The sequence below is a fragment of the Frigoribacterium sp. Leaf172 genome, from assembly GCF_001424285.1.
Classification (GTDB): domain Bacteria; phylum Actinomycetota; class Actinomycetes; order Actinomycetales; family Microbacteriaceae; genus Frigoribacterium.
The window spans coordinates 58,717-76,096 of sequence record NZ_LMPB01000003.1 but is presented as its reverse complement, the minus strand read 5'-3'; the positions used below and the strand labels follow the sequence as shown (position 1 = coordinate 76,096).

Annotated in this window: 11 protein-coding genes; 6 read left to right on the top strand and 5 right to left on the bottom strand. The window is 73.2% G+C overall.

Annotated features, from left to right (window positions below):
• Window positions 1-16: 16 nt before the first annotated feature.
• From ASF89_RS11905 to ASF89_RS11895, 3 genes are all read right to left on the bottom strand, one after another.
• Window positions 17-1,027, bottom strand: a complete 1,011-nt coding sequence (locus ASF89_RS11905; protein WP_235484114.1) for an acetamidase/formamidase family protein — start codon at window positions 1,025-1,027, stop codon at window positions 17-19.
• Window positions 1,024-2,487 (bottom strand): APC family permease, encoded by a 1,464-nt coding sequence (locus tag ASF89_RS11900; RefSeq protein ID WP_055815069.1) that lies wholly within the window; start codon window positions 2,485-2,487, stop codon window positions 1,024-1,026. The genes ASF89_RS11905 and ASF89_RS11900 overlap by 4 nt, the downstream gene beginning before the upstream one ends.
• Window positions 2,488-2,618: 131 nt before the next feature.
• Window positions 2,619-3,524 (bottom strand): proline iminopeptidase-family hydrolase, encoded by a 906-nt coding sequence (locus tag ASF89_RS11895; RefSeq protein ID WP_055815066.1) that lies wholly within the window; start codon window positions 3,522-3,524, stop codon window positions 2,619-2,621.
• A gap of 94 nt (window positions 3,525-3,618) precedes the next feature.
• Here ASF89_RS11895 and ASF89_RS11890 point away from each other — a divergent pair, with 94 nt between their 5' ends.
• Window positions 3,619-4,425, top strand: coding sequence for a FadR/GntR family transcriptional regulator (locus tag ASF89_RS11890; protein ID WP_055815062.1), 807 nt, complete (start codon window positions 3,619-3,621; stop codon window positions 4,423-4,425).
• Window positions 4,426-4,810: 385 nt separating this feature from the next.
• Here the strand turns inward: ASF89_RS11890 and ASF89_RS11885 are convergent, their stop codons facing one another.
• On the bottom strand, window positions 4,811-5,959 hold the full coding sequence (locus ASF89_RS11885) for an ROK family transcriptional regulator (protein ID WP_055815059.1): 1,149 nt from the start codon (window positions 5,957-5,959) through the stop codon (window positions 4,811-4,813).
• 109 nt (window positions 5,960-6,068) lie between these two features.
• Here ASF89_RS11885 and ASF89_RS11880 point away from each other — a divergent pair, with 109 nt between their 5' ends.
• The 5 genes from ASF89_RS11880 to ASF89_RS11860 all read left to right on the top strand — a co-directional run bounded on the left by ASF89_RS11880 (window position 6,069) and on the right by ASF89_RS11860 (window position 16,010).
• Window positions 6,069-8,228, top strand: coding sequence for an alpha-galactosidase (locus ASF89_RS11880; RefSeq protein WP_235484113.1), 2,160 nt, complete (start codon window positions 6,069-6,071; stop codon window positions 8,226-8,228).
• A gap of 191 nt (window positions 8,229-8,419) precedes the next feature.
• The gene (locus ASF89_RS11875) at window positions 8,420-9,973 is read left to right on the top strand and encodes an aspartate aminotransferase family protein (protein WP_055795094.1); all 1,554 of its coding nucleotides are present in this window, start codon (window positions 8,420-8,422) and stop codon (window positions 9,971-9,973) included.
• A complete protein-coding gene (locus ASF89_RS11870; RefSeq protein WP_082489987.1) occupies window positions 9,970-11,475 on the top strand; it encodes a lysine N(6)-hydroxylase/L-ornithine N(5)-oxygenase family protein in 1,506 nt (501 codons plus the stop codon). The genes ASF89_RS11875 and ASF89_RS11870 overlap by 4 nt, the downstream gene beginning before the upstream one ends.
• Window positions 11,472-13,871 (top strand): GNAT family N-acetyltransferase, encoded by a 2,400-nt coding sequence (locus ASF89_RS11865; protein WP_082489986.1) that lies wholly within the window; start codon window positions 11,472-11,474, stop codon window positions 13,869-13,871. The genes ASF89_RS11870 and ASF89_RS11865 overlap by 4 nt, the downstream gene beginning before the upstream one ends.
• 78 nt (window positions 13,872-13,949) lie before the next feature.
• Window positions 13,950-16,010 (top strand): acyltransferase family protein, encoded by a 2,061-nt coding sequence (locus ASF89_RS11860; RefSeq protein ID WP_082489985.1) that lies wholly within the window; start codon window positions 13,950-13,952, stop codon window positions 16,008-16,010.
• A gap of 250 nt (window positions 16,011-16,260) precedes the next feature.
• Here the strand turns inward: ASF89_RS11860 and ASF89_RS11855 are convergent, their stop codons facing one another.
• A complete protein-coding gene (locus ASF89_RS11855; RefSeq protein WP_055795090.1) occupies window positions 16,261-17,244 on the bottom strand; it encodes a magnesium and cobalt transport protein CorA in 984 nt (327 codons plus the stop codon).
• Between the last annotated feature and the right edge of the window lie 136 nt (window positions 17,245-17,380).

The following is a 17,380-nucleotide window of genomic DNA, read 5'->3' as shown; positions in this document are numbered from 1 at the left end:
GCGCGCGGCGGGCGCGCTACAGCACGCTCTTCGGCACGCGGTGCAGCGTCACGGCCCCGACCGCGTCGAAGGGGTGCAGCGGGTCGGGAGCACCCGACCCCGTCGGTCCGCCGAGCCGGGAGTGCCCGACGGCGCTGAGCACGGCGTAGGCGTCGCCCCGCGTCCACCCGTGGTCGTCCACCAGGAACGAGAAGGCGTCCTCGTAGCCTCGCCGGATGCTCTCCTGCACGGGGTCGCCGAGTCCGACGAAGATCCAGTCGTCGGCGGTCTCGATGCGCGGGGCGCGCAGCCCCATGCCCTTGACGAGGTCGATCGACACGACCGCCGTGCCCTCGGCCTCGATGGCGACGAACGACGACTCGCCCTCGGCCATGATCGCGTGCACGTCGCCGATCGAGAGGTACGCGCCCTCGACCATGACGGGCAGGTAGACGGTCGAGCCGACGCGGTTCTCGGTGACGTCCATGTTGCCGCCCTGCGCGTACGCGGGCATGATCGTCGAGTTCTCGCCGGTCGCCGGGGCGGTGCCCATGCAGCCGATCATCGGACGGGGCGCGAAGACGTGCCGGTCGGTCACGTGCACCCCCTCGTCGTCGATGGGCACGCGGCGGGTGAACATCTCGTCGCCCATGACGTGCTGCAGCGCGCCCGATCCGGGCAGCGCCACCGACCAGCCGTGCGCCACGAGCCGGATCTCGTGCACCGTCACGGCGAGCGCGTCGCCCGGCTGCGCGCCCTCGACGAACACGGGGCCGGTGACGGGGTTGATCGGCACCGAGAGCCGCGACAGGTCGCGGTGCTCGTGCAGCTCGGCGTAGACGGCGTCGCTGGTCTCGAAGCCGATTCGCTCCCCCGTGCCGGGCGTGATGCGGAGCGCGGGCTCGACGTCGGCGGTGAAGCCGGGTCTTCCGTGCTCCTTGCCCAGGAAGTGGTCCATGCCGTCCACCCGGGCGCCCTCCGAGGAGGCGCGGGTCGCCTCGCCCGCTCCCCCGCCGGAACCCGGGGCGGTCGCCTCCACCCCGCTCACGCGTCGCGGCGTTCGGAGTCGGCGGCCGGGGTGGCGGTGGTGGCGACCGCGGGGTCGTCGGCGCCCTGTCCGAGCGACGGCGCCGCGCCTCCTCGGCTCCGGTAGTAGAGGAACACGCCCGCGCCGAGCACGAGCCAGACGATTCCGCCGATCTTGGCCTCGGGTGCGGCGTTCACGAGCACGTAGCCGATGATGAGGAACCCGATCACGGGCACGACGAGGTGCAGCAGCCAGTTGCGCGACCTCTTCTTGACGATGTAGTGCACGACGACCGACACGTGCAGCAGCATGAAGCCGAACAGGGCGCCGAAGTTGACCAGCGACGCGATGAGGTTGATCTGCCCGACGAAGAACAGCACGAGCACCGCCGACAGCGCCGAGACGAGCAGGATGGCGGCCTGCGGCACCTGGCGGCTGTTGATCGTCGACAGGAACTTCGGCAGCTGGCGGTCGCGGCTCATCGAGAAGAGCAGTCGCGACGTGGCGGCCTGAGCGGCCATCGCGTTGGCGATCCCGATGGCGAGCACGTTGACGACCAGGAACGCCGTCGACCAGCCGCTGCTCGACGCCGCCTCGACGAGCGAGAAGAACGCGTTGCCGACCTCGTTCTCGCCGAACGACTCGCGACCGGCCGCGAGGGCGCTGGCGAGCCAGGTCTGCACGACGAAGAGGGTCGCGACGATGACGAGGGCGATGATCATGGCCTTGCCGGCGCCGCCGCGCTTGCCGGTGCTCTCCTCGGACAGCGTCGAGATGCCGTCGAAGCCCAGGAAGCTCAGCACCGCGATCGACAGCGCCGAGGCGATCAGGGGCGCGGTCACCTTGCTGGAGTCCCAGATCGGGTCGGTGGTGAACTCGGCGCCGGGAATCGTGCCGTCGTTCAGCGCGATGACGGCGATGATGACGAAGATCACGACGAAGACGACCTCGATGGCGAGGAACACCCGGTTCATCAGCTTGATCGAGCTGATGCCGAGCAGGTTGATCGCGGTGTTGATCGCGACGAAGATCAGCGCCCACATCCAGCGGGCGCTCCCGGGGAAGATGCCGATCATCGACTCGGCGGCGAAGACGTAGAGCAGCGTCGGCACGAGCAGGTAGTCGAGCAGGATCGCCCAGCCGGCGAAGAACCCGGCGATCGGGTGGATGCCGCGACCGACGTACGAGAACACCGAACCGGCCAGCGGGATCGACTTCGCCATCTGCGCGTAGGCGAGCGCGGTGAAGATCATCGCGACGAGCCCGATCAGGTAGACGAGCGGCACCATGCCCGACGAGGCGTTGTACACCGAGCCGAAGATCGCCCAGGGCGCGATCGGCACCATGAAGATCAGGCCGTAGATGAGCAGGTCGACGGTCGTGACCGACCGCTTCAGCTCCTGCTTGTAGCCGTACTGCTCGAGCTGCTGCTGGTTGCTCAGCTCGCCGCCGGCGGTGCCGGTCGTCGTTCCAGTGGACATGGTGTGCTCTCTCGCTCGGGTGGGGCGGGGTGGGTGGAGCCGGGGAGGTGCGGGTCGGGTCGGTCAGGAGGCGCGGGTCGGGAGGCGCGGGTCGGGTGGCGCGGGTCGGGTGGCGCGGGTCGGTCGCGCGGTCAGGCCGCGTCGTGCGCGGCGAGGAACTCGGCGACGACGGCCCGGAACTCCTCGGGCTGCTCGAGGTGCGAGCAGTGGCTCGCCCCGGCGAAGACGTGCGAGCGCACGTCGGCGATGCCGTCGACGAACGGCTGCCAGGTGGCCGGCGTCGCCTCGTCGTGCTCTCCCGCGACGACGAGCGTCGGGGCGGCGATGCGGGGCAGCCGGTCGATGATGCTCCAGTCGCGCATCGTGCCGATGACGTGGAACTCGTTCGGTCCGTTCATCGTGTGGTAGACCGTCGGCTCGGCCTCCATCTGCTCCTCGCTGTCGACGAAGTCCTGCGGCATGGGGACGACCCGGCAGACGTGACGCTCGTAGAAGACCTGGGTCGCGGCGAGGTACTCGGGGTCCGTCGTGGTGCCGGCGCGCTCGTGACGGCTGAGCGCCTCCTCGGTCTCGGCGGGCAGCTGGGCGCGCAGCTCGGCGGCTCCCTCGACCCAGAGCTCCATCGACGCGGGCGAGTTGCAGATGGCGAGGCTCGCGAGACCGGAAGGCTGGCGGACGCCGATCTCGGCGCCGAGCATGCCGCCCCACGACTGACCGAGCACGTGGAACCGCTCGAGACCGAGGTGCGCGACGACGGCCTCGAACTCGGCGACGAAGAGCGCCGGGGTCCAGGTCTCGACGGGGGCGTCGGGGCGGTGGCTGCTGCGTCCGCAGCCGAACTGGTCGTAGTGCACGACGGTGCGGCCGGTCTCGTCGGCGAGGGCGGCGAGGTTGCGGAGGTAGTCGTGGGCCATGCCCGGGCCGCCGTGGAGCACGACGAGGGGCAGCGCGCCGGGCGTCGGGTGGTCGGGGGTCGTGACCTGGTACCAGGTGACACCGTCGCGGAACGGGAGGGTGGAGGAGGTGCTCGTCGACATGCGGGACAGTGTGCGACACGGAAAGGTCTCGCGCCTAGACCTTTGCCGATGACTTAACGTGGGTGTAACAAACGCCGCTCGGGAGGGTCGACGCATGACGCCACACGAGGCCGCCGACGCCGGGTCGCCCGGGGCGCCCGGCGGCACCCCCTCCGCCCCCGCCGGAGCCCTCGCTGCGCCCGTCGAGTCGTCGAGCCGCGTCGACGACGTGACCGACCGGCTGGTGACCGCGATCGCGACCGGCGAGTACCTGCCCGGCCAGCGCCTACCTCCCGAGCGGGACCTCGCCGCCTCGCTGCGGGCCGGGCGCATGACCGTCCGGGCCGCCCTCGCCCGCCTCGTCGAGCAGGGCATGATCGAGACCCAGCGCGGCCGCGGCGGCGGCTCGTTCGTCCGCGAGCAGCACACGACGTCGTCGGACGCGATCGTGCAGCGGACCCTCGGGGCGCGGTGGGCCGACCTCAGCGACACGAGCGACGCGATCGGCCGCCTGCACGGCACGATCGCCGAGGCCGCCGCCGAGAACCGCACGACCGCCGACGCCGAGGTGCTGCGCGAACGGCTCGAGGGCTACCGCCGGGCCGAGTCGGGGCGTGCGTCGCAGCGGGCCGACGAGCTGCTGCACGTCGCGATCGCCGATGCCGCGCACAACGCGACGCTGCGCGGGGTCCTCTTCGACCTGGAGGCGCGGGTCAGCATCGCAGCGCCGGCCCACCTCTGGGGCGGGCCCGACGGCATGCGCGAGATGGAGCTGCGGGCGCTCGGCGACCACGAGGCGCTCGTCGACGCGATCTGCGACGGCCGTTCGACCGAGGCGGCGCGCATCGCGCGCGAGCACGTCAAGATCGACCTCGAGCTGCTCGAACGGGTGCTGCGGAGCGGCGCCGCCGCAGCCGACTGAACGGGGTGCGCGGCGCCGTCGAACGGGTGGGTATGCCCTGCTCGACGGCGGCCGCCACGGACGGCGAGGTCCGTCGATCCGGTGGTCACGACCTCGCGGGGGCTCGAGGTGCCGTGCAGATCGTCGGGTGGTCGCCACGCAGGGGGAGGACTCCCGGTTCGGGCCGGTCGTCCGCGTGACTCATTCGCCGTCGTCTGAGAAGGTAGCACTCGATACTCACGGGTATCGAGTCCCCCTTTGTGGGGACTCGCGCAGCGGCCTCGTCCTCGCGCTCATACCAGCCGGACGTCCAGGCGAGACCCGGGGAAGCCGCTCACACCCTGCCTCGCGCGCGGGGGTCTCGGCGACTTCCTGGGGCCTGACCCGCGGCGAGCGTGCCGACCGCTCAGCCCGCGAGCGCGCGGAAGCGCGCCTGCACGGCCACCGCGGCCGCGCCCCGCGCCCAGGCGCCGAAGTCGGCGCCTCCGACGATCACGCGGACCTCGCCCGCCTCGGGGTCGCGGTCGTCGGCGAGCGCCTCGCGCATCCCGGCGGCGGCGAGCGGCACGTCGAGCAGGCCGACGCCCTCGCCCGAGAGCACGACGACGTCGATCATCGCGAAGTTCGCGACGATGGCGAGCAGCCGTCCGAGCGCCCGCCCCGCTCCGGCGACGACGTCGGCGGCCACGGCGTCGCCCGCGGCCGCCAGCGCCAGCAGCTCGTCGTACCCGACCTCGCGGCCGAGCGCCTCGCCCGCCGCGGCGCAGAGGCTCGGTGCCGACAGCATCCCCGTCGCGCACCCTCGGTGCCCGTCGGGGCAGACCGGGCCGGTCGCGTCGAGGGGCGCGTGCGCGCCCAGCCCGAGCCCGGCGTCCCCGGTCACGACCTGCCTCCCGTTCCGGACGAGCCCGTAGCCGACGCCCGCGCCGATCGTCACGACGGCGAAGTCGTCGACGCCCCGGCCGAGGCCGAACCAGTGCTCGGCCTCGACGAGGGCCACGACGTCGTTCTCGACCACGACCGGCAGTTGGAGTCGCTCGCCGAGCAGCGCCCCGAGGTCGACGTCGCGCCACCCGAGGAACGGCGCCCGCGCGACCACGCTCGAACCGGCGACCCGACCCCCGACGGTGACGCCGACCGCCGCAGGCCGTGAGTCAGCGCGGACACCCGCCGAGAGCCGCGAGACGACGGCGACCACCGCCTCCAGCACCTGCTCGACGCCGTGGCCGGGCAGGTCGACGACGACCGAGGCGAGCGGGCGCGCCCGCAGATCGGTCAGCACCCCGAAGGCCTGGTCGCCGGTCAGCTTCACGCCGACGAACCGCTGCGAGTCGACGAGCACGTCGAGCGGCTTCGCGGGGCGTCCGACGACGCGGCCGGGCGTCTCGACGCCCTCGACGAGCAGCCCCCGGTCGAGCAGAGGCCGGCTGAGCCGGGTGAGGCTCGCCGGCGAGAGGCCCAGGCGACGACCGAGCTCGGCCCGCGAGATCGGGCCGTGCACGAGCACGAGCCGGGCGAGCTCCGACGCCGAGTCGAGGGGCGGGCCTGAGGTCATGAGCGCAGCCTAGCCACCGGGGCGAGGCGACCCGTCCCCCGGCGACGCGCCTCCTCGATCGTCCGGCGGCGACTTGACACCCCCATTCGTTTCGCCGTAGAAATTAGTCATGCGACGACGCGACGACGAGATGACCCCTGCCCGCCACCTCCGCCTCGGCGGCACGAGCGTCGTGATCGACACTCCCGCGCAGGGCCTGCCCGGCATCGTGTACTGGGGGCCCGATCTGGGCGAGGTCTCCGAGGAGGCGCTGGTCGGCCTGGTCACGGCCTCGCGTCCGCAGAGGGTCTCGGGCGGCGTCGACGAGCCCACGCGTCTGACGCTCGTGCCCCTGCAGTCCGACGGCTGGCAGGGGACGCCCGGTCTCGTCGGCAGCCGCGCGGGCTCGGACTTCGCCCCCGCCTTCGAGGTCGACGAGCTCGCCGGCGCCGAAGACGTCGAAGGCGACGGCGCGACCCTCGTCGTCACCGCCGACGACGCCGAGGTCGGGCTGCGCCTCCGCATCGAGCTGCGCCTCGACGTGCACGGCCTGCTGCACCAGACGCTCCGCCTCACGAACACCGGCGACGACGTCTACGACCTGCACGAGCTCGCCGCGACGTTCCCCCTGCCGCACACGGCCGGCGAGGTGCTCGACACCACCGGCCGCCACCTGCGCGAGCGCACCCCGCAGCGTCACGCGGTGACCGTCGGCCGCTACGACCGCGAGAGCCGTCGGGGTCGCCCGGGGGCCGACGCCACCCTCGTGCTCGCCGCCGGCACCCCCGGCTTCGGCTTCGAGCGCGGCCTCGTGCACGCCGTCCACCTCGCCTGGAGCGGCAACCACCGCGTCAGCGTCGAGCGGACCGTCACAGGCAGCACCCTCACGCGCGCCGCCGAGCTGCTCGGGGCCGGTGAGGTCCGTCTCGCACCGGGCGAGAGCTACGACTCCCCCGCGGCGATCGGCTCGTGGGGCGACGGGCTGACCGAGCTCTCGGGTCGGTACCACCGCCTCCTGCGCTCCCGCCCGCAGCACCCGGCGTCGCCCCGACCGGTCACCCTCAACACGTGGGAGGCCGTCTACTTCGACCACGACCTCGCTCGTCTCAGCGCCCTCGCCGACGCGGGCGCGCGGGTCGGCGCCGAGCGCTTCGTGCTCGACGACGGCTGGTTCCGCGGTCGTCGCGACGACACGTCGGCCCTCGGCGACTGGTACGTCGACGACGAGGTCTGGCCCGACGGCCTCACCCCGATCATCGAGCACGTCACCGGACTCGGCCTGCAGTTCGGGCTGTGGGTCGAGCCCGAGATGGTCAGCCCAGACTCCGACCTGGCCCGCGCCCACCCGGAGTGGATCCTGCGACCCGGCTCGCGCCTCCCGGTCCCGGCGCGTCAGCAGCAGGTGCTCGACCTGTCGAACCCCGCCGTGACCGACTACCTGCTCGAACGACTCGACGCCCTGCTGACCGAGAACGACATCGCCTATCTCAAGTGGGATCACAACCGGGACCTGCTGGAGGCGGGGGCCGGGTCGCCCGTGCACCCGGCAGTCCACGAGAACGTCGTCGCGCTCTACGCCCTGCTCGACGAGCTGCGGCGGAGGCACCCGTCGGTCGAGATCGAGAACTGCGCCTCGGGCGGCGCGCGCGTCGACCTCGGGATCCTCGACCGGACCGACCGCATCTGGGCCAGCGACTGCATCGACCCGATCGAGCGCCTGACCATCCAGAGGTACACGAACCTCCTCGTGCCCTACGAGCTGACCGGCGCCCACGTCAGCGGACCGCGGTCGCACTCGACCGGTCGGCGTCACGACCTGTCGCTGCGGGCCGGCGTCGCCCTGCCCGGGCACTTCGGCATCGAGTGGGACATCTCGTCGCTCGAGCCCGACGTCGAGGCCGAGCTGACGAGCTGGGTCGCCGCCCACAAGCGCCACCGCGACCTGCTGCACCGGGGCACCGCGGTCTTCGCGGACCTCCCCGACGCGTCGATGGACCTCCGGGGCGTCGTCTCCGCCGACCGGTCGCACGCCCTCTACACGTTCACCCAGGTGTCGGCGAGCGCGAGCTACCCGCCCGGGCCGATGACGTTCCCCGGCCTCGACGACGACCGGACGTACCGCGTCGCCCTGGCCGAGCCGACCGACGTGCTCGGCGGACCGGGGCAGTCGCCGCTGCCCTGGGCCGTCGACGGGGTCGTCGCTCCGGGCCGCGCCCTCCGCCTCGGCGGGGTGCAGGCCCCGGTGCTGTTCCCGGAGAGCCTCGTGCTGCTCGAGGTCACCGCCCTGTAGGCCGCAGCACCGTGCGCACCCGCGTCGCCCTTTCGGAGGACACCACCTGAACCCCTGATCATGAGGCGTTTTCATCATCGCGCGACACGCCGGGCGAGCCGCCCGACGCGCTTGACACTTAGGTGAGCCTTACCTAACCTGGGCGGCGCCGTCAGAGAGCCTGGCGGCGACCACGCACCACCGGGAGCCCCGTGTCCGATCTGTTGAACGCCTCCACCGCGGAGTCCTACGCCGCCGAGACGACCGCGGTCGTCGATCGCCTCGCCGGCCGGTTCCGCACCACCGGCCAGCCCTTCTCGGGCGAGAGCCGCGCCGAGCTGCAGCGGCTCGTCGACGCCGTCGATCTCGACGCGCCCGGCACCGGGACGACCGACGCCCTCCGCGAGGTCGACGAGCTGTTCGCCGCGAACGCCGTCTGGTTCCACGACGCGGCCTACCAGTCGCACCTCAACTGCCCCGTCGCGCTGCCGGCCGTCGCCGCCGAGGCGGTGCTCGCCGCGATCAACCCGTCGGTCGACACCTACGATCAGTCGACCGTCGGCACGCTGATGGAGCGCCGCCTCGTCGACTGGACCGCAGGTCGCATCGGATTCGACCCCGCCACCCGCGACGGCGTCTTCACCTCGGGGGGCACGCAGTCGAATCTGCACGCCCTCCTGCTCGCCCGCGAGAGCGCCACGTCGAGGGCGCGCGACGAGGGCCGGGCCGAGGAGGCGCGGGTCCGCGACCAGGGCGACCCGGGTCGCCGCCCCCTCCCCCGTGCCACGTCGCTGCACGACCTGCTCGCCCGCATGGTCGTGGTCGCCACCGCCGAGAGCCACTTCAGCGTGCAGAAGGCGACGCGCCTGCTGGGTCTCGGCGACGACGCCGTCGTGACCGTGCCCACGGACGATGCGGGCCGGATGCGCGCCGACGCCCTCGAGGTCGCCCTCGACGCCCTCGTGCAGGCGGGGCATCTGCCGATCGCCGTCGTCGCGACGGCCGGAACCACCGACCGCGGCTGCATCGATCCCCTCGCGGCGATCGGCGCCGTCTGCGATCGCGCCGGCGTCTGGCTGCACGTCGACGCGGCCTACGGCGGCGGCCTGCTCGTCTCGCCGACCCGGCGGCACCTGCTCGACGGCATCGAGCGGGCGCGCTCGGTGACCGTCGACTTCCACAAGACGTTCTTCCAGCCGGTGTCGTCGAGCGCGATCATCGTGCGCGACGGCCGCGACCTCGACCCCGTCGCCTGGCACGCCGACTACCTGAACCCGCTCGCCGACCCCGAGCCGAACCAGGTCGCGAAGTCGCTGCAGACCACGCGCCGCTTCGACGCGCTGAAGCTCTGGGCGACCCTCCGCGCGCTCGGCGCCGACGAGATCGGTCGACTGGTCGACCGCGTCGTCGACCTCGCGGCCGAGGTGCACGCCGTCGTCCGCGACGACGACGACTTCGAGCTGCTCGCCGAGACCCAGCTCAGCACCGTGCTGTTCCGCTGGCAGCCCGGGCACGTCGACGATGCGACGGCCGACCGCCTCGTGCCGCTCGTCCGGCGGGTGCTCTTCGAATCGGGTCGCGCCGTGGTCGCGAAGACGGTCGTCGACGGTCGGCCGTGCCTGAAGCTCACGCTGCTGAACCCCGAGGCGGTGCTCGCCGACGTGACGGGCGTGCTCGAGCTGATCCGCGCCTCCTCGGCGGCCCTGCTCGAGAGCGACGACCTGGCCGGCGCCACCGCCCCGGCCGGCGAGGGGTCGACCCGATGAGCGCCGCACCCGCGTCCACCCCCGCGACCGCGTCCGCTCCGGCGTCCGCGTCCACCCCCGCGCCGGCACCGGCACCGGCACCCGCACCGGCACCCGACCGCGTCCACGACCTCGTCGGCATCGGGATCGGCCCGTTCGGCCTCGGACTCGCGGCCCTCACCGACCCGGTCGACGACCTCGACGCGGTCTTCGTCGACGCCGCCGACGGGTTCCACTGGCATCCGGGGATGATGATCGAGGGCGCGACGATCCAGGTGCCGTTCCTGGCCGATCTCGTGACGATGGCCGATCCGACGTCGCGCTTCTCGTTCCTGGCGTTCCTCAAGGCGACGGGGCGGCTCTACGCCTTCTACATCCGCGAGAGCTTCTTCCCGCTGCGGGCCGAGTACGACGCCTACTGCCGGTGGGTCGCCGAGCAGCTCGACACCCTGCGCTGGGGCCGACGCGTCACCTCCGTCTCGGAGCTCGGCGACGGCACCCTGCTGGTCGAGGCCGAGCGCACGACCACCGGCGAGCGCGAGGTCTGGCGCACCCGGCACGTCGTGCTCGGCATCGGCACCGAGCCGCACCGACCCGACGCCGTCCGCGACCTCGACGGGCCGGTCGTGCACAGCGCCGACTACCTCGGCGAGCGCGATCGCCTCCGCGGGCTTGACTCGGTCACGATCATCGGCAGCGGGCAGTCCGCCGCCGAGATCTACCGCGATCTGCTCGACACCGCCCGAGCGCGCGACGACCGCAGCGGTGACACCGGCACCGGCGCCGGCACCGGCACCGACCGAGGAGGCGCGGCGCGCGACGACCGCACCGGTCACCGCCTCGACTGGGTCACCCGCTCGCCCCGGTTCTTCCCGATGGAGTACACGAAGCTCACGCTCGAGCTGACGAGCCCCGAGTACACCGACCACTTCCATGCGCTGCCGATGGGCGAGCGCGACCGGCTGGGGCGCGAGCAGCGCAGTCTCTACAAGGGCATCAGCGGCGATCTGGTCGACGAGATCCACGAGACGCTCTACCGCCGCACCCTCGACGGGCCGCTCGACACGACCCTGCTGACCGGGACCGAGCTGGTCGGCGCCGTGTGGCGGCCGGACCGCGGGGTGTTCACGCTGACCCTGCGGCACGCGCAGCTCGGCACGGTCGTCGAGCGCGAGACGGCCGCGGTCGTGCTGGCGACCGGGTACTCGGCGCGGGTGCCCGCGTTCCTCGAGCCGCTCGGCGACGTGGTCGCGCGAGACGAGCGGGGCCGTCTCGCCGTGAACCGCGACTACTCGATCGAGCGCCCACCCGGCGGCGATCCCGCGAGCGCCTCCCATCGCCCGCGCCTGTTCGTGATGAACGCCGAGGAGCACACCCACGGTCTGACCGCCCCCGATCTCGGCTTCGCCGCCTGGCGCGCCTCGAGCATCATCGCGTCGATCACCGGGCGCGAGGTCCATCCCGTCGAGCGCCGCACGGTGTTCCAGAGCTTCGGCCTGCCGGCCGAGGAGGTCGTCCGATGAGCATCCTCACCCCCGAGCCCGGCGTCGCCGAGCCCCGAACCGCCGAGGAGGCGCGGGTCGCGCCGTTCTCGCACCGCACCTCCTGCGGTCCGGTCACCCTCGAGCCCTTCGACCCGGAGCCGTACGCGGTGCCGCTGCGTCGCTGGCTCTCGCACCCGGCGTCGGCGGCGTGGGGCATGAGCGGCGTCAGCGGCGACGACGTGCGCGCCCACGCCGCGGGCATCGCGGCCGACCCGCACCAGAACGCGTGGCTCGGGCGGGTCGACGGCGAGCCGCTGTTCTACGTCGAGACCTACGACCCGGCGCACGTGCTGCTGACCGAGGTGCACGACGCCGAACCGGGCGACGTCGGCATGCACCTGCTGGTCGCACCGGCGCCGCCGCCCGAGCAGCGGGTGCCGGGGCTGACCTCGGCGATCATGGCGTCCGTCGTGCGCTTCGTCGTCGAGCGACTCGGCGCTCGGCGTGTGGTGGTCGAACCCGACGTCGAGAACCGCCGCATCGCCGCGAAGAACGACGAGGTCGGGTTCCGCGCCGTCGGCGACGTCGACCTGCCCGACAAGCGGGCGCGGCTGTCGGTGCTGACGCGGCACGACGCCGCGGCCGCGCACCTGGCGCCCGGGCCGATGGGCTGGGCCCACCGGCACCTCGTCGCGAAGTCTCTGTCGGAGTTCTCGCACGAGCGGCTGATCGCCCCGCACGACGAGGGCTACGGGTGGTGGTCGCTGACCGTCGAGGGGGCGGGCGAGCCGCGCGAGGCGAGCCGCGCCTCCTCGGGCCCCGCCCGGTCGGGTCCGCCGACGGTGGTGTACCGGTTCCGGGCCCGGGTGCACGAGCTCGAGCACTGGGTGGTCGACGAGCCGAGCGTCGCCCGCGAGATCGACGGCGCGCCCGCCGAGCTCGACGCGCTCGACCTGATCGCCGAGCTGCAGGGCGCCCTCGGGCTGCCCGACGAGCTGATGGCCGTCTACCTCGAGGAGCTCTCGTCGACCCTGGCGAGCGCCGCGGCGAAGCGGCTGCAGGGCGGCCCGACGGCGGAGCGTCTGACGACGGCCGACTTCCAGAGCATCGAGGCGGCGATGACCGAGGGCCACCCGGCGTTCGTCGCCGCGAACGGGCGCATCGGCTTCGGGCTCGACGAGTTCCGCGCCTACGCCCCCGAGACGGCGGCGCCCATCCGGCTCGTCTGGCTCGCCGCCCGCCGTTCGGGCACGCATCTCGCGCTCGGCGACGGCCTCGACGAGCGGACGCTGCTCGACGCCGAGCTCGGCGAGCGCACCCTCGACCGGTTCGCCGCGACCCTGGCCGCGAAGGGACTCGACCCGGCCGACCACCACTATCTGCCGGTGCATCCGTGGCAGTGGCAGCACCGCATCGCGATCACGTTCTCCGCCGACGTCGGGCGGCGCGACCTCGTGCTGCTCGGCGAGGGCGACGACGACTATCAGGCGCAGCAGTCGATCCGCACGCTGGCGAACCGGTCGCATCCCGAGCGGGCCTACGTGAAGACGGCGCTGGCGATCCAGAACATGGGGTTCCTCCGGGGGCTGTCGCCGGCCTACATGCGGCCGACGCCCGCGATCAACGACTGGGTGCACGAGCTCGTCACCACCGACCCGACCCTGCAGGAGGCGCGGTTCCGGATCCTGAGGGAGCGCGCCTCCGTCGGCTACACCGGCGACGCCTACCACCGCACCCCGATCCCGTCGCCGCAGCGGAAGATGATCGCCGCCCTCTGGCGCGAGAGCCCGGTGCCGCTGACCGCCCCGGGCGAGCGGCTCATGACGATGGCGGGCCTGCTGCACCGCGACGCGGCGGGCGATCTGCTGGCGTCGGCGCTCATCCGGGCGTCGGGGAGGCGCGCCGAGGACTGGGTGCGCTCGTATCTGCACGCGTACCTGCGGCCGGTGGTGCACTGCCTGCGCGCCCACGAGCTCGCGTTCATGCCGCACGGCGAGAACCTCATCCTCGTGCTCGAGGGGCACGTGCCGACGGCGGTGTTCATGAAGGACATCGGCGAGGAGGTCGTGCTGCTCGCACCCCGCGAGGTGCCGCCCCTGGTCGACCGGATCGTGCAGCCCGTCGACGACCGCGAGAAGGCCCTGGCCGTGTTCACCGACGTGTTCGACGGGGTGTTCCGGTACCTCGCGGCGGCGCTGGACGACGACGGCATGCTGCCCGCCCGGGAGTTCTGGCGCCTGGTCGGCGAGTGCGTCGACCGGCACGCCGACGAGCACCCGTCGCTCGCCGACGCGCTCGATCTGCGCGTCGACCGGTTCGACCACTCGTGCCTGAACCGTCTGCAGCTGCGCGACGCCCGGCAGATGGTCGACCTCGCGGCCCAGTCGTCGTCGCTGATCTACGCCGGGACGCTCGCGAACCCGATCGCGCGCTGAGGGGACGGCGCCGATCGGCTCCCTACGGAGCGATGCACCCCGGCGCTGATCCGCACCGACGTGCCCTACCCTGTCGTTATGCATATCGGTCCGGATGCTTCAGGGGGTCGCCCAGGCGGGGGCGGCGCTGGCTCGACCCACCCTCGACGTGCGGACATCCAAGGGCTCCGGGGGATCGCCGTCACCGCGGTCGTCCTCTACCATCTCCGGGTCCCGGGTCTCTCGGGCGGTTACATCGGGGTAGACGTCTTCTTCGTCGTGTCGGGGTTCCTGGTCGCGGGCAACCTCCTCCGCGAGCACGCGCGGGCGGGTCGGATCTCGCTGCCCCGGTTCTGGGCCCGGCGGGTGTCGCGGCTCGCCCCGCCGGCCCTGCTCGTCATCGCGGCGACGACGCTCGCGGTCGCGGTCTGGGCGCCTCCGCTGCTCTGGGTCCCCGCCCTCCGAGACGCCGTCTCGTCGACGATCGGCGTGGCGAACATCGCGTTCGCCCGACGAGGGACGGACTACCTCAGCACCGACTCCCCCTCGGTCCTCCAGCACTTCTGGTCACTCGGCGTCGAAGAGCAGTTCTACGTGGCGCTCCCGATCGTCATGGCGGTGACGCTCGCGATCGCCGGGCGTCGACGACTGACCGCCGTCGTCGGGGTCGCGACCGCCGCCTCCTTCGTGCTCTGCCTGTGGCTCGTGACCGTGTCGCAGCCGTGGGCGTTCTTCACCCTGCCGAGCCGCGCGTGGGAGCTCGGGGTCGGCGCGCTCCTCGCCTGCCTCGGCACCCGCGCGGCCCTGCCGGCCGGGTGGGTCTCGCGGGCGGGCGGCTGGCTCGGCCTCGGCGGGATCCTCACGGCCGTCGCGCTGTTCGACGAGACGACCGTGTTCCCGGGCGCGGCCACCCTCGTGCCCGTCGTGGGGACCGCCCTGGTCCTCGCCGCCGGATCGCCGCGCGCGATCGCGCCGACCCCCGCCGCCTCGACCGGGCCGTCCGCGTCGACGGCCACCGCCCTCCTGGCACGGCGCCCGCTCACCGCGGTGGGCGACGCCTCGTACCCGCTCTACCTCTGGCACTGGCCGCTGCTGATCGTGCCCGCGGCGGCGCTCGGTCGCGACCTGCGCCCCCTCGAGCTCGTGGGGGCGTGCCTGCTGACCGTCGCCCTCTCGGTCGGCACCCATCTGACGCTCGAGCGTCAGGGCATCCCCCGCCTCGCCCGGTGGCGCCCGCGCACCTCCGTGCTCGGCGGCGTCGTCGCGTCCGCCGGCGTGGTCGCGCTCTCGGCGACCGTCCTCTCGACCCCGGTCCTGAGCACCGATCGACCGGTGGGCGACCCCACCGTGGCCGAGGTGCTCGCCGGACCGGTCGCGACGCGGTTCGTCCCGCGCGACATGACGCCCACGCTGGCCGACGTCGACGGCTCGCTCCCGGCGCTCTACGACGGTGACTGCCACGTCGACTACGACGTCGACGTCTCGCCGGGCTGCACGTTCGGCGCACCCGGGGGCGCGACCACGGCGCTGGTCGGCGACTCGCACGCTGTGCAGTGGTTCTCTCCTCTCGCAGCACGGGCGACCCGCCTCGGCGACGAGCTCGTCACCCACACGAAGCGGAGCTGCCCGGTCGTCGACCTCGACGTGGAGCACCCGCTCGGCACGGGCGACTTCACCGACTGCCGCGAGTGGGGCGCCGACGTCCTGTCGCGCCTGCAGGCGGACCCCGTCGACACGGTCGTGATCTCGCATGCGGTGAGCGGCTACCGGGACCTCGTCGCCGAGACGGGCGACTTCGACGCCGACTGGGAGGCCGCCCTCGCCCGTTTCATCGACGCGCTGCCCGAGACGAGCCGGGTGATCGTGGTCGGCGACACTCCCCGGTGGCCCGATCCGCCCGCCGTGTGCGTCTCGGCCCACCTCGACGACGTGGGGGCCTGCGCCCTGCCGACGTCGGCCCTCGTCGACCCCGGCGCCGAGGACGCCGACCGTGCGGGCGCCCTCGCCGCCGGAGCCTCGTGGCAGGCGACGACCGACTGGATGTGCACCGACCTGTGCTCGCCCGTCGTCTGGAACCACCTCGCCTACCGCGACACCAACCACCTCACCGACGAGTTCGCGATGCGGCTCGCGCCGCGGCTGGACGCGCTGCTCGACTGACCGCCCCGCTCGACCCCGCCTCGCGTCGTGTCGCCTGGGCTCGCCTGACCTGACCTCGAGTGGTCACAAGATGCGCTCTTTCTCCACCTGGAGAGCATCTTCTGACCACTCGACCGAGCGGATGGGCGGCGAGCGGAGTCGATGCGGGTGCTGGCGCTGGCGGGCGCTGCGGGAGCTGCCGGGCGCCGCCGGGCACCACCTGGTGCTGGCGGGCGCCGTCGAGTGACGCGCGGCAGCGCGTCGGGCCCGCCTACAGCCAGCGCTTCCAGCGGAACGCGCCGAAGAGCCCGCCCGCGATCGCGACCATCAGCCCCAGCGCGAACGGGTACCCCCACGCCCAGTGCAGCTCGGGCATCACGTCGAAGTTCATGCCGTAGACGGCGCCGACCAGGGTCGGAGCGAACAGGATGGCGGCCCAGGCCGAGATGCGCTTCGTGACCTCGTTGCTGTCCTGTGCGACGAGGGTGGCGTTCAGCGCCAGGGCGTTCTGCAGCACGGCGCGGAACGTGTCGGCCCGGTCGACGACGCGGATGACGTGGTCCTGCACGTCGCGCAGACGGCGCTCGAGCTCGGTGCCGACCCGGTACTTCTCGCTGCCGCGCAGCAGGCCGTCCAGCATCGCGATGAGCGGGCGCGACGCCTTCTGGAAGTCGGCGACCTCGCCGAACAGCTCGTAGATGCGCCGCGAGACGCCGGGCTCGCCGGCGAACAGCTGCTGCTCGATCTCGTCGATGTCGTTCTCGAGCCCGTCGATCACCGGCTTGTACGCGTCGACGACCGCGTCGAGCAGGGCCCAGAGCATGGCCTGCGGCCCGGCGCCGAGCAGGTCCGGCTTCGAGCGGAGCCGGGCCACGCCCCGACTGACGTGCCGCGCGTCGATGTGCGCGACGTGATTGATGCCGACGAAGAAGTTCTCGCCGACGAACCCGTGGATCTCGCCGAACGCGACCGTCTCCTCGTCGTCGAGGTACACGGCCGGTCGCACGACCACGAAGAGCGTCGCTCCGTACCGCTCGAGCTTGGCGCGCTGGTGGCCCGACCCGGCGTCCTCGACGGCGAGCTCGTGCAGATCGAACTGGCGGGCGAGCGAGGCCAGCTCGTCGGCGTCGGGCTCGGCGAGCACCACCCAGGCCGTGCCGCCCGTGTCGGCGAGGGCCGCATAGGTGTCGTCGAGGGTCTCGGGCGACACGTGCAGGCGGCCGTCGACGTAGACGTCGTTGATCTGAAGGGGCATGGGTCGAGTCTCGCAGGACCGTCGGGGGCCTGCGGACGCCGCCGCGTCGCCGATCGGGGAGGAGCGGCTCGAGGACGCGCCGACCGGGGAGGCGCGACTCGAGGAGGCGCGGATCGCCCCCGCGGACCCGCCGAGG